A 20,929-nucleotide genomic window follows, 5' to 3' on the forward strand; every position below is an offset into this window, starting at 1 on the left:
ATGTCAGCTTCAGCGTCTCACACCCTTGGCCAGCAGCGCCAGATTTTTACGGGCGCGTTCTTCACCTTGCTCGGCGGCCAGCGTCCACCAATGCCGCGCTTTTTCGACGTCAGGCAGCTTGCCCAGCCCGCGGTAGTACAGCACGCCGAGACCGAACTGCGCCTGCGCATCGCCCAGCTCCGCCGCCCGCTGGTACCAGCCGGCCGCCTGGGTGTAGTCGAGACTGCCGCCCCGACCCATCGCCAACAAGGCGGCAAGCTCGCGCTGCGCCTCGGGCATATCCATCTCGGCGGCCTTGCGCAGCCAGGCCACGGCCTGCGCATCGTCCTGCTCGACGCCCTGGCCGGTGACGAACAGATGTCCGTAGCGGTAGCAGGCTTCACGATGGCCCTGATGCGCAGCAAGAGAGAACATCGCCGCAGCGCCCGAAGGATCGGCCGGGCCGCAACGTCCGTTGAGCAGAAAAATGCCCAGATTGCACTGGCCCGCCGCGTCGCCCGCCTCTGCGGCACGCTGATACCAGACCTGGGCCTGTGCGTCGCTGCGGGGCACCCCGCGCCCATGCTCGTACAAAAAACCCAGACCATTCATCGCCCGGGCCAAACCCGCTTCGCAGGCTTGGCGCCACAGGGCCAACGCCTGCGCATCGCTTTGTTCCACGCCGCGCCCGTGTATGTAGAGCCAGCCCAGGTTGTACCGGGCCCCGGCAGAACCCTGTTCGGCCGCCTTGCGATACCAGTGCGCCGCATGAACAAAGTCCTTGCGGTCGTGATAGTGCGCGCCCAGCCACTCTTGCGCGGCCGCATCTCCCTCATGCGCCAGGACTTCGAGCGGATGCTGCGTCTCGCTGAAGTCGAGATGCTGGGGCGGTTGGGTGTGAATGCCGAGATCGAGCTCGGCGGAACGTGGGGTACTCATGGGCGCGGCGATTTTTTGCAGGCAAGCAGCATACCCCCGACTCGCCCCGGAGCGGAACATTGCGGCGATATGCTTCGTACTCTTGATTCAACCCAGAATTTCCATTCGGCGGGGCTACGCCCCTACATGGGCGCTGGCGGGCGGTTTGGGGCGTCTTCGCCCCCGCGTTTCGCGCCCATAGCTCAGGCTATGGGCTTGTCGCGCAAGGCCAAATCCATCCCCAATCCGCCGCGCCATCATCCCATGTCCTAATGGAAAATCTGGGTTTAACGTGTTTCTTCCCGTGTTTGTTCCTTTTTTGCGGAGACTCTTTCATGCGCCGCTGGATATCCCTTCTCTTGCTTTCCGCCGCCCTGCTGAGCCTGAGCGGCTGCGGCTACAACGCCCTGCAGTCGTCCGACGAGCAGATCAAAGCGAGTTGGGCCGAGGTGCTCAACCAGTATCAGCGCCGGGCCGATCTGGTGCCCAATCTGGTGAACGTGGTCAAGGGTTACGCCGCGCATGAAAAAGACGTGTTCGTCCAAGTGACGCAGGCGCGCGCCAAGGTCGGCCAGATCCAGGCCACGCCCGAACTCATCAACGATCCGGCCGCCTTTGCCAAGTTCCAGGAGGCGCAGGCGCAGATGACCAGCGCGCTGTCGCGCCTGATCGCGGTGTCCGAAAACTATCCGCAGCTCAAGGCCGATGGCGTGTTCCGCGATCTGCAGGCCCAGCTCGAAGGCACGGAGAACCGCATCGCCGTGGCCCGCATGCGCTACATCGAAGCCGTGCAGAACTACAACAACCTGGTGCGCCAGTTCCCCAGCAACCTCACTGCCATGGTGGTGGGCATGAAGGTCAAGCCCAGCTTCACCGTGGAGAACGAGAAAGCCATCTCGGTGGCGCCCAAGGTGGACTTCGGCGGCGCGGCCCCCGCGCCGGCCCCGTCCAAGTAAGTCGGCATGACGCTGTTGCGCGGAATCTGGAAGCGCTGGCTGGCCGCGCTGCTGCTGTGCGGCCTTGGCACGCTGGTCTGGGCCGCGCTGGCGCCGGTGCCCGCGCTCACCGCGCCGGTCACCGACCTCACCGGCACCCTCACCGCAGAGCAGACCGCCACGCTCGATCAGGAACTGCGAGCCTTCGCCACGCGCAAAGGCAGCCAGATCGCCATCCTCATGGTGCCCAGCACCGCGCCGGAAGCCATCGAGCAGTACAGCATTCGCGTGGCCGAGGCGTGGAAGCTGGGCCGCAAGGCGCAGGACGACGGCGTGCTGCTGCTCGTCGCCAAGGACGACCGCGCCATGCGCATCGAAGTCGGCTACGGGCTGGAAGGCGCCATTCCCGACGCCATCGCCAAGCGCATCATCGCCGAGGTCATCACCCCGCAGTTCAAGCAGGGTGACTATTTCGGCGGACTGCAGGCAGGCGTGCAACAACTCATGAAGCTGATCGACGGCGAGCAACTGCCGCCGCCGCAGGCCGTCGCGCCGGGCGCAGACCGATCCAGCGCGCAGGAAATCGGCTTCATGGTGTTGATCGGCGCGGTCGTGCTGGGCTCGGTGCTGCGCAGCGTGCTCGGCCGCACCGTCGGCGCCGGGCTGAGCGGACTGATCGCTGGCGGCGTGGGGTGGTGGCTCGTCGGCTCCGTGCTGTTGGGGCTGACCTTCGGCGCGCTCGCCTTCCTTGCCGTGTTCAGCGGCATACGCATGGGAGGTGGGCCGGGCGGACTGGGTGGTGGTGGCTTCGGCGGCGGATTCGGCGGCGGCAATGACCGCGGCTCGGGCGGATTCAGCGGCGGCGGCGGTGGTTTTGGCGGAGGCGGCGCTTCGGGCCGGTGGTGAGATGCGTTGGTCCCGTCTGCTACGACACCTGCGCTTTGCGCCCTGGCAAACCCGCCGGGCGTTTCCGCAAGCCACGCTGGGCGCCATTGCCAAGGCCATCCACGCGGCTGAGCTGGCGCACGGCGGCGAAATCCGCTTTGCGGTTGAAGGCGCGCTCGATCTGCCCGAACTCTGGCGCGGCCTGAGCGCCCGCGAGCGCGCCATCGAGGTGTTCTCGCACCTGCACGTCTGGGATACGGAGCACAACGACGGGGTGCTGATCTACCTGCTGCTGGCCGAGCGGGACGTGGAAATCGTGGCCGACCGCGGCATCCACCAACGGGCGCCGAGCGACGCTTGGGAGCAGGTGTGCCGCAGCATGGAAGCGCTGCTGCGCCAGGGCCGCTTCGAGGCCGCCGCGCTGCAGGGCGTGGCCGAAGTCAGCGGCCTGCTCGCCCAGTATGCGCCCCCGCGCAGCGGCGAAAAACGCAACGAGTTGCCCGACTGGCCGGTGGTGCTGCGGCTTTAGGGCCTGCTGGCCCTACTTCAACCCAGATTTTCCATTAGGACATGGGATGATGGCGCGGCGGATTGGGGATGGATTTGGCCTTGCGCGACAAGCCCATAGCCCGAGCTATGGGCGCGAAGCGCGGGGGCGAAGACGCCCCAAACCGCCCGCCAGCGCCCATGTAGGGGCGTAGCCCCGCCTAATGGAAATTCTGGGTTCAAGGAAACAAACCCTTGAACAGGCCAGGAACCCCCTTCTGCAGCGGCTGGGCCTGGGCGGGTGCGAGCTGTTTCTGCAGTTCGTTCTGCAAGGTGTTTTTCAAGGTCTGCTTCAACAGATTCCCGCCCGCCTGCGACCACAACACGGTGTAGCTCGGCTGGGCAAAACTGCCCGCGATACGCACCGGCACGGTGACGCCGCGCAAGACCGCGAGATCGGCCCCGCCCTGGCCGCGCAGCGGACCGACGACGGCGGGCAGCAGCAGATAGTCCAGACGCTGCCGGGGCAGATCGAACCAGCCCTCGCCGCCCACGCGCAGCAGCGGGCTCTGCACCATTAGGTCGCTGTTGTTCGCCACCCCGTTCTGCAGCACAAAGGTGGCGCCGAGCGCGGTGAAATCAGTCTGCTCACCCGGGGTGGCGGCGAACTGCCCATCCTTGCGTGCCGCCAGCAGGGCGCGGGCGTTACGCAGCATCTGTGCCAGATTGAAGCCCTTCACAGCGCCGTTGCGCACATCGAGCCGCGCCTTGCCCGACAGGCTGGCGATGAGCGCGGGCAGCGTCTTGCCCTGTGCCGACAGGTTCATCGTCCAGTTGGCCTTGCCGAGCAGAAAATCTTTGCCGACCAAAGCCTGCAATACCGGCTGCACGCTGACATCGCGCCCGCTTTGCTGCAGGGTGTATTGCTGCTGCGCCAGATTCACCCGCAGATTCGCGTCCACACTGCCGCCAAAGCCCTGCGCTGTGAAAGGCTGCAAGGCCAGCGTTTTGCGGTCGCTGGTCAACTGGCCCTGCACCGCGCTCCATTGCATGCCCTTGAACAACAGACTGCCAATCTTGAACTGCGCGCCCAGCCCGAGTTTTTGAAAGGCCGACAGGTCGATGGACGCAGGCGCGGCGGCCTTGGGTTGGGCGGCGGGCGGCGGCAGCCAATCGTCGAGGTTGAGGCGGTCGGCATTCACGTCGAGGCGCAGGGTGTCGGGCTGCGCCCAGCCGCCCGACAGCTTCATCCCGCTGCCGGCCACCAGGCCTTGGAGCTGAAACTGCGCAGTAGGTCCGTTCATGGGGCCGTTCGCGCCGCCGTCGTATTGCGCATTGCCCTGCAGCGCCAGGGTCTGCGGTTTGGCGCCGGGGGTGAGCTGGCCCGAGAGCTTGATCGCGGGCAGAACATAGTGCGCATGAGTGAGGTCGAGCTGCAACGGCGAGGCCAGAGTCAGGCGCATCGCCCCCGTCTTTCCGGCGGCGCCGCGCTGCACATCGCACTGCGCCACGGGAACGCGCAGCGCGCTCCAGGCGCCCGCGGCCTGCTGGGCCTTGCACTGCAGCTGCAGCGCCTGCACCGCGCCGATCTCGGCGCTGGCATCGAGCGGCCCGATCTGCACGGTGTCGCCCTTGGCTTCGAGCGTTGGCAGGCTGATCTGCGCACTCAAGTTTTCCCCGCTCTCGGTGCGGCCGGTGGTCTTGATGCGCCATTGCCGCGTCGTCAGCGCCCACATCGAGCCGGTGCGCAGCCCGAGTTGGTCGGCGTTGAGCTGGGTCTGCATCGCCTTCAGTCCCGGCACATCGCCCTGCGCCGACAGCGCCAGATCGGTCAGCACCACGCTGTGCTGCGCCGTGTCGGCCAGCAGCTTGCCGCGCAGGGCGATGCGGGTTGCCAGCGCGGGCTGGACAAAGCGCGCCGTGGTCTCCAGATGGAAGGCCCCGGCGTTGCCGCCGTCCAGGCCGGAAAGGCCGACGTCTAGGCCGTCGAGCTGGCCGTGGAGCTTGGCCTTGTCGTCGTCGTAAAAGAGTACGCCCTGCTCCACCTGCAGACGGTGCACCGACAGGCCCAGCGGGCTGCGCGGGGGCGCGGATTCGGGCTTGCTGTCGGGCAGCAGGTCGGCGAAATTCAAACGCCCCTGCGCGTCGCGGGCCACATGAATCTGCGGCTTGATCATCACCACCCGATCGACCACCAGCTTGCGCCGCAGCAGCGCGAACAGATCGAGGTGCAGTCGCAGGTCGTCAGCCCGCGCGAAAACGGCGGGAGAGTCGCGCTCGCTCAAGGAAAACGGCCCGGTGCGCAGCGTCAGTGGCGGAAACAGCGTGAGCTCGATCGTGCCGGGCAACGTCAACGTGCGGTGCTCGCGCTCCTGCACCACCTGGATCAACGTGGCCTTGTATTGGTTCGGATCGAAGGTGAGCAGCAGAATGCTCATGCCGCCCACCACCAGAATGACCGCAGCCAGCAGCGCCGCCAGCAGCCCCTTGAACAGCCGCATCGGCCAGCGCCTGCGCGGCGCGGGTGCGTCGGGCTGCGGCGCAGTGACCTCAGTCATGGGCGGGAATTACGCCCAGGCGCTGATGCGCCGGGGGCACAATGCGGGTTTTGTCGGTCAACATGGCGGCTGATTTTAGGCAGCTTGTCTGACAGCCCGAAGTTCCCAGAAACACAGCGCTTCAAGCGCAGCCATTCCATCATGTCCTCCCCTTCTTCCGACCTTCTGATCTGCGGTGGCGGCATTGCAGGCAAGGCCTGCGCGCTGGCGCTAGCGCAGATCGGGCTGCAGGTCACCCTGCTGGGCGCGCGCCCGGCCGCCGCCCTGCCGACCCAGGGCTATGCCCAGCGCCTTTACGCGCTCAACGCAGCCTCAAGGCAATTGCTCGAAGAGCTGCGGGTCTGGCCGCAGATGCCGCCTGAGCGCATTCAGCCCGTACAGGCCATGCACATCCGCGCCGATGGCGCCCAGCTCGCCTTCGATGCCCGCGACGCCCGCAGCGAGGCGCTGGCCTGGATCGTCGAATCCGGCGCCATCGAAACCGCGCTCGATCTGGCGCTGCGCTTCGAGCGCCGCGTTGTGATCGACTCGGCCCAGGCCGCGCGGCTGCAACGCCAGCCCGCGGCGGCAGGCTGGCAGGTGCAGACCGATGACGGCCGCACCCTGCAGGCCGCGCTGCTCATCGGCGCCGACGGCGAGCACAGTCTGGTGCGCAAGGTCTCGGGCATCGCGATGGATACGCACGACTACCTGCAGCGCGGCGTGGTCGCCAATTTCCTCTGCGCCGCACCGCACGAGGGCGTCGCCTTCCAAACCTTTGCAGATAGCGGCGTGATCGCCCTGCTGCCGCTGGCGCCGATGCAGGGTCGGGCGATGGTGTCGCTGGTCTGGTCGGCCCCCGAGGCGCTGGCGCTGGAACTGCTCGACTTGTCGCCCGAAGCTCTGGCGCAGCGCGTCGAAGCGCACCTGCCCGCCTTGCGCGCGCAACACCTCGGGCCGCTGCAGGCCACCGGCCCCGCCGCAGCCTGGCGCCTGCAGCGCCAGCTGGCCCGCCGCACCGTGGCCGATGGTCTGGTGCTGATTGGCGACGCCGCGCATCGCGTGCATCCGCTGGCCGGTCAGGGCCTCAACCTGGGTCTGCAAGACGTGCAGGTGCTGGCCCGCACCCTGCAACAGCGCAGCGCCGGCCAGGCCGTGCACGACCCGCGGCTGCTGCGACGTTATTCCCGCGCGCGGGCCGAACAGGTGCTGGCGCTCGCCACCACCACCGACACCCTCGCCCGGCTGTACGGCGCGGGCAGCCGGGTGCCCGGGCCGCTGCGCGCGCTGGGCCTGCAGACCGCCAATGCCCTGCCGCCCGTCCGGCAGTTGCTCACCCGCTATGCTTCGGGTCTTCCCTATCTTGCCTGACGCGCGTTTGTGCGCACTCCCGTCTAAATGAACTCTTTGCTCTCCCGCTCCGTTGCGCGCGTTCTGCGCGGTGTCGCGCTGTCCGCGGCCTTCCTGTCTCTGCCGGTCATGGCGCAAACCCTGGCCGAAACCCGCGCCGCACTCGAAAAGGCCATGCCGGGTCTGCCCGCCAGTGCCAAGATCATCAAAACCCCCTATGCGGGGCTGTATGAAGTGGACGTGGGCAGCAAGATTTTTTACACCGACGCCAAGGCCACCTTTTTGTTCGCAGGTGAGATTTTCGACACCAAGACCCAGACCAACGTCACCAAGGCCCGGATCGACGATCTGCGCCGGGTGAACTGGAAGGATCTGCCGTTCAAAGACTCGTTCAAGCTGGTGTTCGGCAACGGCAAGCGCCAGATCGCGATTTTTGAAGACCCGTATTGCCCATACTGCCACAAGATGGAAGCCACGCTGGAAAAGATGAGCAACGTCACGCTGCATGTGTTCGTCGTGCCCATCATCCGCCGCGAATCGATGCAACAGGCGCGCGACATCTGGTGCGCCCCCAACCGCAGCAAGGCCTGGCTGGACTGGATGAACAAGCAAGTGCAGCCGCCCGCGGCCGCGGCGACTTGCGTCGACCCGCTCAAGGCCAATGTGGAGCTCGCGGAGAAGCTGGGCATTTCGTCCACCCCCACGCTGATCTTCACCGACGGCGACCGCATGGAAGGCGCCCTGCCGCAAGAAGAAGTCGAAAAGAAGCTGGCCGCAGTCAAGTAAATCAAGCCAAGCCGAAGCGCCACAGCAGATACACCGCCATGCCGCCCGCGATGGCGGCCAGTAGTTTGCGCGTACCCAGTGCCAGCGCGGCACTGGTCAGCGCACCGGCCAGCCAGGGGTTGCGCCAACTCAAATCCCAGTGCTGGCCGTCGGGCAGCAACACCATGGGCACGACGATGGCGGTGAGCACCGCCACCGGCACATGGCGCAGCGCCTGCTGCACTCGCGGCGAAAACCTCAGCCGCCCGCCCAGGCCGAACAGGGTGTAGCGGATGGCAAAGGTCACCGCGGCCATGCCGACAATCACCGCCCACAGGCTCCAGTTCATCGCGGGTCTCCTGCGGCTTGCAGACGGCGGCGACCATCCATCCACACCCCGACCGCCACCCCGGCGAAGGCGGCGAGCATCAGGCCGAGCTTGTATGGCAGGTCGCGCGCCGCCAGCGCCACCACCGCCGCAGTGAGGGCCACGGCGATGCTGGGACGTTCGCGCAGCAGCGGCGCGACGATGCCCACGAAGGTGGCCACGAGCGCGAATTCGAGTCCGAGATGCGTCAAGGCCGGGCTGGCCTGCCCCAGAAACGCGCCGACCGCCGTCCAGCCCAGCCAGTTGGCGTACATGGCCGCGCCCGATCCCGCCGTGTACCAGTGTTTGAACGGAGCGCCATCATCGCGGGCGTAGCGGTGATGCACCGCGGCGTAGGTCTCATCGGTCAGCCAGAACGCCAGCAGCACCCGCCAGCGCTGCGGCAGCCGCGCCATCTGCGGCTGCAGGCTCGCGGCGTACAGCAAGTGGCGCAGGTTGACGACCAGAGTGGTGAACACCACGACTAGCGCGCTGGCGCCGGTACCCAGCAGACTCAGGGCGATGAACTGCGCCGATCCGGCGAACACCAGCGCCGACATGCCCAGCGCCCCGACGATGCCCAGCGGACTGGCCGATGCCAGCGCGCCGAAAATCAGCCCGAAGGGCGCAGCGCCCAGGAGCAGCGGCAGGGTATCGCGCGCGCCGAGGAGAAATTCGGTGGAACGTCCCGCCGGGTGAGGCGAGGCAGAAGAAATCGACGTCATGCCGACAGACTAGCGGCACGGCTCGATGCGGTCTTGAACGTTCTTGCTCTGGATATAACCGCCAGGCGTGACGCCGAAGGCGCGCTTGAACAGCCGGTGCAGATGCGACTGGTCGGCAAAGCCCAGACTCGCCGCCACCTCCGCCGGACTCAGCCCGCCGCGCAGCAGGCGCTTGGCCTGCGCCAGCCGCCACTGGTTGCGCCAGGCATGCGGCGGCAGTCCGACGCTGCGCGAGAACACGCGGTTGAGGTGCCAGGGGCTCAGGCCCACCGCGCGCGCCAGATCGTCGAGAGTCAACGCTGCGTCGGGGTCGGCCCGCAACAGCTCCTGCGCTCGGCGCACGGCGGCATCCTCGCATCCTGTGGCGGGCTCGACCACCCCGGCGTGGCGCAACAGCGGCGTCATGGCCTCGCGCCAGGCGCAGCTGCGATGCAAGGGATCGCGGCAGGCGATCAGCACGGCGTGCAAGCCCTGCAAAGCACGGAACAACGCCGGGTCGTCGAACACCACCCGATCGAACACCGGCAGCCGCGCTTCGCCGTCGCGCAGCTCGGCCATGAGTTCGCCTAATTTCTGGGGCGCTGGGTAAAGTGCGCGGTAAGACCAGCCGGACTCGCCGCCACTCTGGCCCGTATGCACCTCTGCCGGCGGGATCACGATGATGCTCCCCGCGTTCGCCACGCCTTCCGCCCGTCTGCAACGAAAGCGCTCGCTGCCTTGTTCGATCAAGGCCACGACAAAGGTGTCGTGCACATGCGGTGCAAACCGGTGATGCACATAACGCGCCGTCAGCAGTTCCATGCCTGCGAAATCCGGGGCGATGTGCATGCGGGCCGATTCGGTCTGCGGTGCGATGGCGGGTGAGGACATGCGCAGATTGTCCTGCAGACGCCGAGCGCTTCGACACAAAGTTGCGCCGCACAAAAACCCTGCCCCACACTCGGAAGCACATGATTTGTCACTGCATTGGGCGTACAAGCTGTGGCACCCCCGAATCGACTTGACAGGAGACCGTGATGCGTCTGTTCCATCTTGAACCGTCCGATACCCAGCAGCTCGCGCAATGGTTGCAGCAGGCCGACGCGCTGGTGCTCGCCCAGGGCGGCAGCGATGTGCTCAGCGGCACTTTGCAGGATCTGCCCATTCTCCAGAACCTTATTGCGCAGCACCTGGCCGCGCCCACACCCGAGCAGCTGCACGCCGTTTCGGCCGCGCTCGGCCGTGTCTTGCTGCATGAGCAGGCGGGCAGCGAATGGGCCATCGTGCAAGGCGTGCATCAGCGCGGCTACGCCATCCGCCGCATGGGCACCCTGCACTGGGTGTCGCCCGAGGGCGCCCTGCGCTCGCATCTGCACGGCGGCGCCCGGCTCGACCTGCGGCAGCTGTTCGCCAGCTTGTGCGAGCGGCTCAACCCCCCGGCCCTTGCCGCTTGAAGCGGCGCACCCTGCGGTGATGAAGCCGCGCTTGATGAGACCGGCTTATGAAGTCGGCTTGAGCGGCGTGTAACCGTCGTTCAGGGTGTGCAGGAAGGCGATGATGTCGCGCATGTCCTGCGCGGTCATCGCGGGTTGTTCGCCCAGCTTGCGGTTGAGCGGCGGATCGGTCACGTCCACATTGGCGCGGTACTGCGGCGGCAGGTCGTCGTACTTTTGCACCTGGCCGCCCACGGTGGGGTAGATTCTGCCCGGCTGCACGTCGCGGAAGTTGTAGAAATCGAGCACCTGCTTGAGCGAGTGATAGACCCCGTTATGGAAATACACCGGCCGCTGCGCCACATTGCGCAGCGTGGGGGTGAGGAACATGCCGCAGTAGGCAGTCTGGTTTTTCAGGTCGGTGCGGAAGGGGCCACACAGCCCGATATCGAAGTAGTGCGGGTTCTGGTTCGCCGGAATCTGTGGATTACGCGGCACGCCCAGCGCCTCGTACTGCGTGTCGGTGAACAGCGGCGGCAGATGATCCTTGGTCGGCTGATCAAAATGGCAGGCAGCGCAATCGCCCTTGTTCACATCGTTGAACGCCAGATAGCCGCGCATTTCCTGCGACGTCAGAGTCGCCCTGCCCTGCAGCCAGGCGTCGTATTTGCTGTTGAAGGCGTGGAACTGCGGGTCTTCGATCTGGTAACGGGCGATGGCGAACAACGCTTCGGAAACCGTCTGCTTCGGGTCTGCAAACACATTGGGGCCGAAGAGTTGCAAAAACATCTTGGCATACGGCTGGCGCTCGATGATGGCGGCCACGCGCTGCGGCGTGCCCGCGTCCATTTCCACCGGGTTGAACAGCGGGCCACCCGCCTGCTGCTGCAGGGTGTTCACCCGCCCGTCCCAGAACAACCCGCCGGTGGGCACCAGATTTTGTACCGACCGCGCCGTACTCTGTGCGGTCTTCTTCGCCCGCTGGCTGGTCTGCCCCAGCGCCGCGAGTTGCTGCAGGGTGATGGTTTCGTTCTCCTCGTTGTCCGGGCCGATGGAGAACGGCTGCTGCCGGTAGAGGTAGGCCAGCGACGGCGGCGGGCGAAAGCCGGGTGAGGTCATATTCGGCCCGCCCAGCATCACCGGCCCGCTGCCCGGCGGCGGGTTGTAGCCATTGGCCGGGTCATGACAAGACGCGCAAGACTGCTTGCCCGAGGCTGAAAGCGCCGTATCAAAAAACAACTGACGCCCCAGTTGCGCCACGGCCGAGAGGGGTTGCTGGGGCGGCAGCACGAGCTGCACCGGATGCGGATTGCCGCCTAGCGCAAAGGTGAAGCTCTGCACCGGATGCTGCAGCCAAACGACGGGGGGAATGCTCGGCTGCTCGTGCATGCCCCAGGCCAGCGCGCCGCCGCCCCCCGCAAGGGCAACGACCAGCGCAATGGCCAGGCGGCGTGCCCAGTGCGAGCGGCGTGGCTTGCTCGCAGGCTCCTGCGCAGCAGCCGAAGAAGCGACGGCAGGGGTGGATGAGGTAACGGACATGGTGCGGCTTCTCGGCGAATTTCAGTCTTTTCCGCGAGTCTCGTGGCGGACGAAACCCGCGGAAAAGACCGCCCCGAGCGGGGCGGCCTGCGGGGTACCAGCGGGACTTGGCCGATCAGCTTTGCTTGGTGAACAGCGAGACGTTGAACTGCGGCGTCAAGCTGCCCGCAGGCGGGGCGCTCAGCACCGTGCCCTGCGCCGGATCGATGAACACCTTGGGCGCGCTGCCCGTCGGTTTGCTGAAGTCGAACAGGTTGTTGATCGAGCCCGCCGCGGCGTCGAACGACCCACCGCCCAGGCGCTGGCCGCCGAGCCAGTTGTCCTCGATGAACCGCACGATGGACGCCTGACTGATGGGCGTGTTGCTCACATAGTTGGTCTTGGCCCAGGGCGAGATCACCAGGAAAGGAATGCGCGTGCCCGGACCGCAGCGGCCATTGACCGGCTTGCCGTTCACGCCACTGAGCGGCGTGCCCTTGCCGCACACGCCCGCCCCATTGAGCTGGTCAGCCTGGCTGTCGAACGAGGGATTGGTGGTGTTGGCAAACGCATGGTCATACCAGCCATCGGAATCGTCCCAAGTGACGATCACGGCGGTGCTGCTCCACTGCGGCTGCTGCTCCAGGAAGTTGACGACCTGCGTCACGAAGGCCTGCTCGTCCAGCGGGTCGGAATAGCCGGCGTGACCATCCTCGAAGGCCGGGGCCTTGAGATAGGCCACAGCGGGCATATTGCCGGCCTTCACTGCGGCAAAGAAGTCCTGCAAGCCGTATTCGTGATTGGCCGGATCGGCAGTCTTGTTGTCGGTCTCCAGGGTGTGACCGATGGCCAGGGTCGAGCTTGGGCGGGCGTGCGTGGGGTTGGCCGTGCTCTTGTAGTACTGAAACCAGTTGTGGTGCTGGATGTAGTCGCCCACGGTGGAGTTGACGACTGGTGAGAAGGTGCTGCGCTTGCAGCCCGTCGTGCCGTTGGGGTTAGTCGCGCCAAGGTTGAACCCACCCATGAAACCACCCCAAGAGATGTTTTTGGCGTTGAGCAGATCGCCGATGTTCTTGCCCGACATCGAGACTTGATTCGTTGGGCTGGAACAGATGTCATAGGCCGGATCGACATCGTTGATCAAGCCGTAGCCGCCCTGCCCGTCACTGATGTAGTACGAATACTTGCTCAGGGTGAAAGGCTGGTCCGTGGTCGCCACCAGCTGCACGCCGTTGGTCTGGCCGCTCACCGCTTCGAGCGCACCCGGGGTAGACGGGCCGTAGGTGTCGGTATAGGCGTCATCGCTCAGGGCGAAGTTCTGCGCGTAGTTCCACAGCGCGGTGACGGTGTTGCCGTCGTAGTAGCCCATGACCTGGCCCTTGGTACCGAAGGCGCCCACGCCGCCCGTCGTCGCCGCGCCGGTGTATTTCGGGAACAGGTCGGCCTTGCCACCGTCATAAGCCTGTTGCTCGGCGGTGTAGGCGTGGTTCTGGTCGGCGGTGGCGGCCTGGGTGCGGTCGAGACGGTAGGGCTCGGCGGCATCGGCGCCGTTGGCGGTGTCGGTGAAGTTGGGGTTGTTGCTCAGCAGATTGGCGCTGACCAGATTGTTGACCGCAGGCGTGCCCGCCTTGGCGGTGAACGCCGGTTCGCCCGCCGGGTTGGTGGCCGTGGGATAGGTGGCGTAGTAGTGGTCGAACGACACGTTTTCCTGATACAGCACGACCACATGCTTGATCGGCGTGGCCGTCGCGAGCGCGCGGGCCGCGGTGTAGCTGGTGCCGGGCACGGTGGGCGAGGCCGCGACAGAATTGGAACCGCCGCCGCAGGCAGCCAGCGTGATGGCAGCCACGGCAACCGCCGAGGCCAAGAGGGTTTTGCGCAACATGGTGAAACTCCCTGAAGAGTGTGAACGATGGATCGCGTGGGGGCTGATCGCAGCCCGTGCTTCACGCAACAACCGTGATTCTTGAGAGCGCAAATGTCGCTTCCGTGACCAAGTTCCTCAGGGCAACAACTGGTTTCAATCCATACGGATGGATAACGGTTTGTCGCAACCAGACAAACTGCAGGCGTCCGGTTTCCGCCTTAGCCGCACCCAAATCTGGGCGTGAGGTAAGTTCAGCGCGCGAGGCTTTTCAGCGCCTGGCGGATGCCGTCGTCCACACTGCAGCCTTCCGGCAGCGCTTTGGCGGCGGCCGCTGCCTCGCGCTCGGAATAGCCCAGCGCGATGAGGGCCTGCAGCACATCGGAGGCGCTGCCCGCGGCGGCCGTTGCGGCCCCGCCCAGATCGGCGCCGAGCTTGCCCTTGAGTTCGAGCAGCAGGCGTTCGGCGGTCTTTTTGCCGATGCCCGGCACGCGGGTAAAGCAAGCGGCGTCCTGCTGCGTGACGGCTTGAGCGATCTCGCTCACGCTCAGCCCGGAGAGCACGGCCAGCGCAATGCGCGGGCCGATGCCGCTGATTTTGAGCAGCTCACGAAACGTGCTGCGCTCCCCCGCAGTAGCGAAGCCGTAGAGCAGATGCGCGTCTTCTCGGATGACGGTGTGAATGAGCAGGGTGACGGCGTGCCCCACCGTGGGAAGGTCGTACAGCGTGCTCATCGGCACGTCCACCTCATAACCCACGCCGCCCACGTCGAGCAGAATCTGCGGGGGGGATTTGTCGAGCAGGGTGCCGTGCAGTCGTCCGATCATGGGCGAAACTGTAGCAGCCGCAACCGCTAACATTCGCGGATTGTTCTGCGACGACACTCCATGACCCGACCTTCCTCCTACAGCAAAGAAGACCTCATCACCTGCGGCGAGGGCCGCCTGTTCGGCCCCGGCAATGCGCAGCTCCCTTTGCGCGAAATGCTGATGATGGACCGCATCACCCGCATCGCCAGCGAAGGCGGCACCTACGGCAAGGGCGTGATCGAGGCCGAACTCGACATTCATCCCGACCTGTGGTTTTTCGGCGTGCACTTTCAGGGCGATCCGGTGATGCCCGGCTGTCTGGGGCTGGACGCGATGTGGCAGCTCGTCGGTTTTTACCTCGGCTGGATGGGCGGTCTGGGCCGCGGTCGCGCGCTGGGTGTGGGCGAAGTGAAGTTCACCGGTCAGGTGCTGCCCACCGCGAAACCTCAAGCGGGTGATCAACAGCCGCCTGGTCATGGGCATCGGCGACGGCGCCATGCTGGTCGATGGCCGTGAGATCTATACCGCCAAGGACCTGCGCGTCGGGCTGTTCACCTCCACCGAAGGGTTCTGAGCCGAACGGCCGGTTCCGTTTCGCAAGCAGCCCGATATTGCTGACTTGATACCGGAACGAAACCATGCAGGCACACGCCCCCGAGACGAGCGCCGAGCGCGATACTGAGCCGGCCGATTTCATCGGCAGTCTGCGGGACGTGGTGTTCCGCACCCGTGGCAAGACCTTCTGGTCCTACCTGAGCCCAGCCTGGACCACACTGACGGGCTTTACTGTCGAGGAATCGCTGGGCCGCAACATCCTCGACTTCGTCTACCCCGACGACCGCCCTGCCAACAGCCTGCGCAAGCAGCAGCTCGAATCCGGCGAAATATCCGCGTCGCGTCACACCAAACGGCTGCTGCGCCGCGACGGATCATTCGTCTGGATCGAGGTCGATCTGCGCGTGCTGTACGACGGCGACGGCGCCTTTCTGGGCAGCGTTGGCACGATCCGCGACATCTCGGACCGCATTGCACTGGAAAACGCCATTCGGCATGAGCGCGAGCGGGCCGCGGTCACCCTGATGGCTTTGTCGGACGGCGTGCTGACGCTGGACCCGCAGCGCCGTATCGAATTTCTGAATCACGCAGCAGCCGATCTGCTGGGCTTGAAGCTGATCGACTACGCACTCCATCGGCCGATTGAAACCGTCCTCGCTCTGGAATCAGGCGACATCCGCTCCGTGGTCGACGAAGCCCGCGCCCAGCAGCAAATGCACACCCTGGACGGACGGTGTCGGCTGCATGCCACCGAGGCCGACTGGTCAGATGTCGATCTCACGGTGATTCCACTCAGTGAGGCAGATGAGGGCTGCATCATCGTGCTACGCGACGTGCGCGAGCAGCGCGCCTTGCAGGCCAGGCTCCACCACCAGGCTCGGCACGACGCCCTCACCCAGGCTCTCAACCGCGTCGGCATGCTCGACGAATTGGGCCGCACCCACGCCGGCTTTCTGCGTACTGGGGCAACGTTCAGCAACATTCTGCTCGATCTCGACCACTTCAAGCGGGTCAACGATCAACACGGCCATGCTGCAGGTGACGAAGCACTGCGGCTAGTCGCACGCGCCATTCAGGGCGCACTCAGGGCAGACGATCATCTCGCCCGCTGGGGCGGCGAGGAGTTCCTGTGTCTGCTACCGCACACCTCGCTCGAACAGGCCATCGCGATAGCCGAGCGCATTCGCGCCGAGGTGCAGGCGCTCGAACTGAAGCAAGGACGTCAGCCCATTCCGCTGACGATTAGCGCGGGGGTGAGCGCTGCATCGCCCGACCGTGGCGACACGCTCGAACAGATGTTGCAGCGAGCCGATTTTTCGCTCTACGAGGCCAAGCAGGCCGGGCGCAACTGCGTGTGGCATGAGCGCATGACAGGGGAAGGCGTACTCGATTTGGCGAGCCAGGCGCAGGAGGCGCTGCGTGCTGATCGACTCGATCTGATGTACCAGCCCATCATCTCGCTGACAACGGGCGCGCAGGTTGGTCAGGAGGGATTTGCGCGCATGCGCATGCCCGACGGAACCCCACTGAAAGCCGCCCGCTTCATGCCCGCGTTGCAGCAGATGCACCGAGCTCACTGGGTGGACGAAAAGGTGATTCCGCTCGTATTGGAAGACTGTCTGCAAGGGCGATTGCAGGGCGACTGCTTCATCAATCTCTCGGCCGACCTGTTGCGCCGACCGACCCTGATGCATGCCCTGCTCGACGACTTTCTTCAGCGCACCGCACACAGCCCACAAGACCAGCTGCTGGGCCGTATCGTGCTCGAACTCGACTTTCGTGCGCAGCAACTCGACCTCGACGCGGCATGCACCGCGCTGCAGCCCTGGCTGGCCGCCGGAGCGCGGCTCGCACTCAAACAATCGGGCCCTGACCTGCCCACCCTGGCGCACTGGACCGAGCTACCCATACGCTTCCTCAAAATCCACGCGGCGCACCTGAAGCGCGCGGCCACCGCGCCCAAGGCGCATCTCATTCTGTCGTCCATCGTGCGACTGGCCAAACAGCTCGGCTGCCTCACTGTGGCCGACCAGGTCGATCAGATCGATCAGCCGGACTTGGTCGATGTCGCCCGAGAGCTGGGCCTCGATTGGCTGCAGGGCGATCACGCCGATCAACCCCCACCCTGAGCCCTCGCGGTGTGGGCGTCGCACGACTCCTGAAATAGTCCGCTTTCCTGCAGGAATCGGGGAATTCCCCGGCATTGCGCCAATGCGGTTCAGGAGGACAATAGGGACTTGTATCCAAATGTATAGGTCCGCCATGACTTTCTTCCGCCCGCATTCCCCCGCCTTCAGCGCCCAGCGCCGCCGCCTGATGGGCTGGGGCTTCCGCGCGGCCGGGCTGGCCGCCGCTGGCGCTGCCGCGCCGCACCTTGCCGCCTTCGCCGCCGACGCGGTGGACTTCATTCGCGGCCCCAAGGTGCCCGATGTGCCGTTCACCCAAATTTCCGACCATGTCTATGTGATCTACGCCGCAGATGGCTTTCCCACCGAGAGCAATCAGGGCATGATGAGCAATATCACCGCGGTCAAGACGGCCAAGGGCGTGGTCATCCTCGACTCTGGCGCCTCGGTGCAGATCGGCGAGATGGTCATCCGGCAGTTGCCCAAGGTGAGCGACAAGCCGGTGGTCGCGGTGTTCAATTCGCACTATCACGGCGATCACTGGCTGGGCAACGATGCTTTTGTGAGTGCCTACGGGCAAGACCTGCCGATCTACGCCATGCCGCAGACCCGCGAGCAGATTCTGGGCGCAACCGGCACCGAGTGGCAGCAGGCCATGCTCAAGTGGACCAACCAGTCCAGCGCAGGCACCCGCATCGTCGCCCCCAACCGCGACGTGAAGCACGGCGACGTGTTCGACTTCGGCGACGTCACCCTGCGCGCGCACCATTACGGCACTGCGCACACGCCGTCGGACGTCTGCCTCGAAGTGGTACAGGACAAGCTCACCTACGTGGGCGACGTGATGATGAACCGGCGCATCGCCAATATGGACGACGGCTCCTACCCCGGCTCGCTCAACTACATGGACAAGCTGGCGCAGAACATCCCCGGCAGCAACTGGCTGCCCGGTCACGGCCATGCGGGAGAGGCCGTGATGGTCTGGCAGCGCGAGCTGTTCGCCGCCATCTGGGAACACGCGCAGAAAGCGGCGCACGACTTGGCTGGCCCCGAAGCCGCCATCGCCGCGGCCAAGGCCGATCCACGCGTGGCGTCCAAGGCCAAAGACACGGCCGGTTGGGACAACAACATCGGCAAGTACATCAGCCTCGCCTATCTGGAGGCTGAGCAGAAAGCCTGAGGCAACACCGCAGACCCTCTTGTAGAGCGGGTTGCGCGACGCGCGAAGGACAGGTTCAGCGTCGCCCCAAACCTGAAAAACTGGTTACCCCATTTCCGCACCGCGTGGTGCCGCGGGCAGGGTATCGATCAACACACTACGCGGCGTGTTGACCAGCAGGATCTCGATGCCGGCGACTTCTTCTGCGCCGATCTGCAATTGGGCTGAAATGGCGGCAGCCGTGGCCGACATCTGCCTGGACCGCACCTCGATCCGTACCCATTCATCGCATTGAACCGGGCGCTTGAAACTGCATTTGCGCACGCCTGCCAGCACGCCCACGTGGCTGCCGCGCATGCTGCGCGCAAGCACGTCGCCGACAAGCATCCCGGCTCCAGCCACCTGGGCCACCGCCTCGATCAGCAGGGCGCCGGGCACCATGGGCATGCCGGGGAAGTGCCCTTGCAGAATAGGCAGGTCGCGCGCCCAGATGACATGGCCGACGTAATGGTTGAAATCCAGCACGGTGATCCGCCGGACGCATAGGATTTCGCCACGATGCGGCAGCACCTCTTCGATGGCTTGCGCGTCGAGCTCGATGGGATAGGACAAGAGAGAGGCCATCAAGTCGGCTCCGTTCTAGAAGGCCGCATTCTGCTCCAGGGACGCGGCCGTGTCGCCCAGGCTACCGCTCCGCCCAATGCCGCGCCGCAGATCACATCGACGAGCACATGCTGCTTGGTCGCCAGGGTGGAGAAAACAATCAGCGCGCACCACAGCAGGCTGAGTGCGCGCAGGCGTTTGCCAAAGCCCAGACCGGGCGCCATCCAGTCCAGCCACATCGCGGTAAAAACCGCTGTGGCCACGTGCAGGGAGGGACAGGCATTACCCGCCGCGTCCTTGCCGCGCAAGATGTCGAAACTCGGATAGTGGGCCCAATCCACAGGATAGGTCGGCACTTCCGTGGGCCAGAAATAGAAAATCGCCAGCCCGATAAGACACAGCGTGCCGATTCGCAATCCATAGGCCACAACCTCCCGCCGCGACGCCATCAGCGAAGCCGGCAGAGAAACATAGACCCAGAGAGACAGATAGAACGGCAGCGTCCAGGGCTGCAAACCGGTCCAGAGATCGACCGCCGTCATCGGCATGACGGTTGGCGGGATGCGAGGATGCTGCAGCAGATAGAAGTAGGCGACGAAAAACAGCCAGGTGAACGCCGTCGTGCCGATGGCCTTGAACCAGCCATGGCGAAAGAACAGGCGCACAGTCCGCAGGGTCAGGTCGCGTGCGCCGATCTGGGTCGCGCCAGCTTGCAAGAGGGCCATGGCAAAGGTTCGGTCAGTGGCGCACGCGCCGAGCGATCAAGCTAGCGTTACTGCCGCCGAAGGCAAACGAGTTCGACATCACCGCGTCGATCGGTCCGATTTCTCGAGCATTCAAGGGCAGGTAATCGAGTGGACAGCGCGGATCGGGATCCTCAAGGTGCGCCGTCGGCGGCGCCCAGCCCTTGTGCATCGCCAGAATGGACAGGGCCAGCTCGACCGCGCCACCGGCCCCGATGAGGTGCCCGTGGACCGCCTTGGTCGAACTGATCGGCAGAGCAGCGGCAGCGGCTCCGAACACATCGAGGATCGCTTGCGACTCCACCACGTCACCGGCCTCGGTGGCGGTGCCGTGCGCATTGAGATAACCGATCTGACCGGGCTCCAGACCGGCTTCTGCAAGCGCCTGGCGCATGGCCGCAGCCTGTCCCTGAGCCGAAGGAGCGGTGAGATGATGCGCATCACTGCTTGCGCCGTAACCGACGAGTTCAGCATGAGGCCGCCCTCCGCGGCTGCGTGCCCTCGCATCGCTCTCCAGCACCAGCGCTGCGGCGCCTTCCCCGAGCACGAAGCCGCTGCGCTCACGGTCAAATGGGCGACAGCTCGCCGCGGGATCATCGCCGTACACCCGCGCCATCACCCGCAAGGCGTTCCAGGCCACGAAAGAGCCGGGCGTCAGCATGGACTCCGCTCCGACGACCAGGGCCGCGTCCAGATACCCATGCCGGATTGCCCGCATGGCCTCTCCAGCCGCCACCGCAGAAGAGGCGCAGGCCACGGCATAGGTGTTGCCCATGCCACGCAGACCGTAGCGCAGCGACACAGCGGCATGCACCGCATTGGCCATCATGCGTGGCACTGAAAGTGGATGAACCACCGTGGCACGCTTGCGCGACTGTTCGCTGCCGTAGAGCGCGGTGTAGTAGCGGGCGAACATCGCGTCGAGGGTATGCGCCCCTGCAAAACCGATACCGACAAACACGCCAAACCGATCAGCGTCGGGCGGATGCAAATCGATGCCAGCATCGGCCATGGCTTGCTGTGCCGCAACCATGCCCAACTGCGCCGCGCGATCCAGACCCGCCTCCTGGCTACCGAGCAAAGTCGTCGGCTCGACGGGACTGTCCGGATTTTTGTGTTCGAGGCGCTGGGAGACTTTTCCACGGCGTCGGTCGGCGCTTGCGACGAACCGAGCGACGCGGTGGGAAAGTCGG

At 65.6% G+C, this 20,929-nt stretch carries 19 protein-coding genes and 1 pseudogene; 9 read left to right on the plus strand and 11 right to left on the minus strand.

Going from position 1 to position 20,929, the window contains the following annotated elements; translation table 11 throughout:
- Positions 1-9: 9 nt before the first annotated feature.
- Complete coding sequence (locus ABT24_RS08995; protein WP_013124168.1) at positions 10-918, minus strand: tetratricopeptide repeat protein; 909 nt, start codon at positions 916-918, stop codon at positions 10-12.
- A gap of 314 nt (positions 919-1,232) precedes the next feature.
- Here ABT24_RS08995 and ABT24_RS09000 point away from each other — a divergent pair, with 314 nt between their 5' ends.
- Genes ABT24_RS09000 through ABT24_RS09010 form a run of 3 tightly spaced genes read left to right on the plus strand, consistent with a single transcriptional unit; the run spans position 1,233 to position 3,246 of the window.
- Positions 1,233-1,853, plus strand: a complete 621-nt coding sequence (locus ABT24_RS09000; protein WP_276732430.1) for a LemA family protein — start codon at positions 1,233-1,235, stop codon at positions 1,851-1,853.
- 6 nt (positions 1,854-1,859) lie between these two features.
- Complete coding sequence (locus ABT24_RS09005; RefSeq protein ID WP_276732426.1) at positions 1,860-2,738, plus strand: TPM domain-containing protein; 879 nt, start codon at positions 1,860-1,862, stop codon at positions 2,736-2,738.
- Between the two features lies 1 nt (position 2,739).
- Complete coding sequence (locus tag ABT24_RS09010; protein WP_276732423.1) at positions 2,740-3,246, plus strand: TPM domain-containing protein; 507 nt, start codon at positions 2,740-2,742, stop codon at positions 3,244-3,246.
- Between the two features lie 196 nt (positions 3,247-3,442).
- On the opposite strand, the gene ABT24_RS09015 is transcribed toward ABT24_RS09010, so the two are convergent.
- Entirely contained in the window at positions 3,443-5,761 is a 2,319-nt protein-coding gene (locus ABT24_RS09015; protein ID WP_286737700.1) for an AsmA family protein, read from the minus strand.
- Positions 5,762-5,902: 141 nt separating this feature from the next.
- On the opposite strand from ABT24_RS09015, the gene ABT24_RS09020 reads away from it, so the two are divergent.
- Entirely contained in the window at positions 5,903-7,111 is a 1,209-nt protein-coding gene (locus ABT24_RS09020; RefSeq protein WP_276732416.1) for an FAD-dependent monooxygenase, read from the plus strand.
- Positions 7,112-7,138: 27 nt separating this feature from the next.
- Positions 7,139-7,876 carry a DsbC family protein gene (locus ABT24_RS09025; RefSeq protein ID WP_013107092.1) on the plus strand — a complete coding sequence of 246 codons (738 nt, stop codon included), beginning with the start codon at positions 7,139-7,141 and terminating at the stop codon, positions 7,874-7,876.
- A gap of 1 nt (position 7,877) precedes the next feature.
- On the opposite strand, the gene ABT24_RS09030 is transcribed toward ABT24_RS09025, so the two are convergent.
- Genes ABT24_RS09030 through ABT24_RS09040 form a run of 3 tightly spaced genes read right to left on the minus strand, consistent with a single transcriptional unit; the run spans position 7,878 to position 9,817 of the window.
- Positions 7,878-8,204 carry an AzlD domain-containing protein gene (locus ABT24_RS09030; protein ID WP_013107093.1) on the minus strand — a complete coding sequence of 109 codons (327 nt, stop codon included), beginning with the start codon at positions 8,202-8,204 and terminating at the stop codon, positions 7,878-7,880.
- Positions 8,201-8,947, minus strand: a complete 747-nt coding sequence (locus ABT24_RS09035; RefSeq protein ID WP_276732407.1) for an AzlC family ABC transporter permease — start codon at positions 8,945-8,947, stop codon at positions 8,201-8,203. Before ABT24_RS09035 ends, ABT24_RS09030 begins: the two co-directional genes overlap by 4 nt.
- 9 nt (positions 8,948-8,956) lie before the next feature.
- Positions 8,957-9,817 carry a helix-turn-helix domain-containing protein gene (locus ABT24_RS09040; RefSeq protein WP_276732404.1) on the minus strand — a complete coding sequence of 287 codons (861 nt, stop codon included), beginning with the start codon at positions 9,815-9,817 and terminating at the stop codon, positions 8,957-8,959.
- Positions 9,818-9,963: 146 nt separating this feature from the next.
- Here ABT24_RS09040 and ABT24_RS09045 point away from each other — a divergent pair, with 146 nt between their 5' ends.
- Positions 9,964-10,380 carry a DUF3806 domain-containing protein gene (locus ABT24_RS09045; protein WP_276732401.1) on the plus strand — a complete coding sequence of 139 codons (417 nt, stop codon included), beginning with the start codon at positions 9,964-9,966 and terminating at the stop codon, positions 10,378-10,380.
- Positions 10,381-10,425: 45 nt separating this feature from the next.
- Here the strand turns inward: ABT24_RS09045 and ABT24_RS09050 are convergent, their stop codons facing one another.
- From ABT24_RS09050 to ruvA, 3 genes are all read right to left on the minus strand, one after another.
- Positions 10,426-11,898 carry a cytochrome-c peroxidase gene (locus tag ABT24_RS09050; protein WP_276732398.1) on the minus strand — a complete coding sequence of 491 codons (1,473 nt, stop codon included), beginning with the start codon at positions 11,896-11,898 and terminating at the stop codon, positions 10,426-10,428.
- Between the two features lie 115 nt (positions 11,899-12,013).
- Positions 12,014-13,762, minus strand: coding sequence for a phospholipase C (locus ABT24_RS09055; RefSeq protein WP_276732395.1), 1,749 nt, complete (start codon positions 13,760-13,762; stop codon positions 12,014-12,016).
- A 233-nt stretch (positions 13,763-13,995) separates the two neighbouring features.
- Entirely contained in the window at positions 13,996-14,568 is a 573-nt protein-coding gene (gene ruvA / locus ABT24_RS09060) for a Holliday junction branch migration protein RuvA (protein WP_276732392.1), read from the minus strand.
- Positions 14,569-14,628: 60 nt separating this feature from the next.
- Here ruvA and fabA point away from each other — a divergent pair.
- From fabA to ABT24_RS09075, 3 genes and pseudogenes are all read left to right on the plus strand, one after another.
- A pseudogene (gene fabA / locus ABT24_RS09065) lies at positions 14,629-15,124 on the plus strand (bifunctional 3-hydroxydecanoyl-ACP dehydratase/trans-2-decenoyl-ACP isomerase).
- A gap of 64 nt (positions 15,125-15,188) precedes the next feature.
- On the plus strand, positions 15,189-17,234 hold the full coding sequence (locus ABT24_RS09070) for a diguanylate cyclase domain-containing protein (protein WP_276732386.1): 2,046 nt from the start codon (positions 15,189-15,191) through the stop codon (positions 17,232-17,234).
- A gap of 133 nt (positions 17,235-17,367) precedes the next feature.
- Positions 17,368-18,411 carry an MBL fold metallo-hydrolase gene (locus tag ABT24_RS09075; RefSeq protein ID WP_276732383.1) on the plus strand — a complete coding sequence of 348 codons (1,044 nt, stop codon included), beginning with the start codon at positions 17,368-17,370 and terminating at the stop codon, positions 18,409-18,411.
- An 84-nt stretch (positions 18,412-18,495) separates the two neighbouring features.
- Here ABT24_RS09075 and ABT24_RS09080 read toward each other — a convergent pair whose 3' ends face one another.
- The 3 genes from ABT24_RS09080 to ABT24_RS09090 all read right to left on the minus strand — a co-directional run.
- Positions 18,496-19,014, minus strand: a complete 519-nt coding sequence (locus ABT24_RS09080; RefSeq protein ID WP_276732380.1) for a 3-hydroxyacyl-ACP dehydratase FabZ family protein — start codon at positions 19,012-19,014, stop codon at positions 18,496-18,498.
- Positions 19,014-19,718, minus strand: a complete 705-nt coding sequence (locus ABT24_RS09085; protein WP_276732377.1) for a phosphatase PAP2 family protein — start codon at positions 19,716-19,718, stop codon at positions 19,014-19,016. The genes ABT24_RS09080 and ABT24_RS09085 overlap by 1 nt, the downstream gene beginning before the upstream one ends.
- Positions 19,719-19,731: 13 nt before the next feature.
- Positions 19,732-20,929, minus strand: a 1,198-nt coding sequence (locus ABT24_RS09090; RefSeq protein WP_286737706.1) for a beta-ketoacyl-[acyl-carrier-protein] synthase family protein, incomplete at its 5' end; no start/stop codon positions are given.

This window comes from Thiomonas sp. SCN 64-16 (genome assembly GCF_001725585.1).
GTDB lineage: Bacteria > Pseudomonadota > Gammaproteobacteria > Burkholderiales > Burkholderiaceae_C > Thiomonas > Thiomonas arsenitoxydans.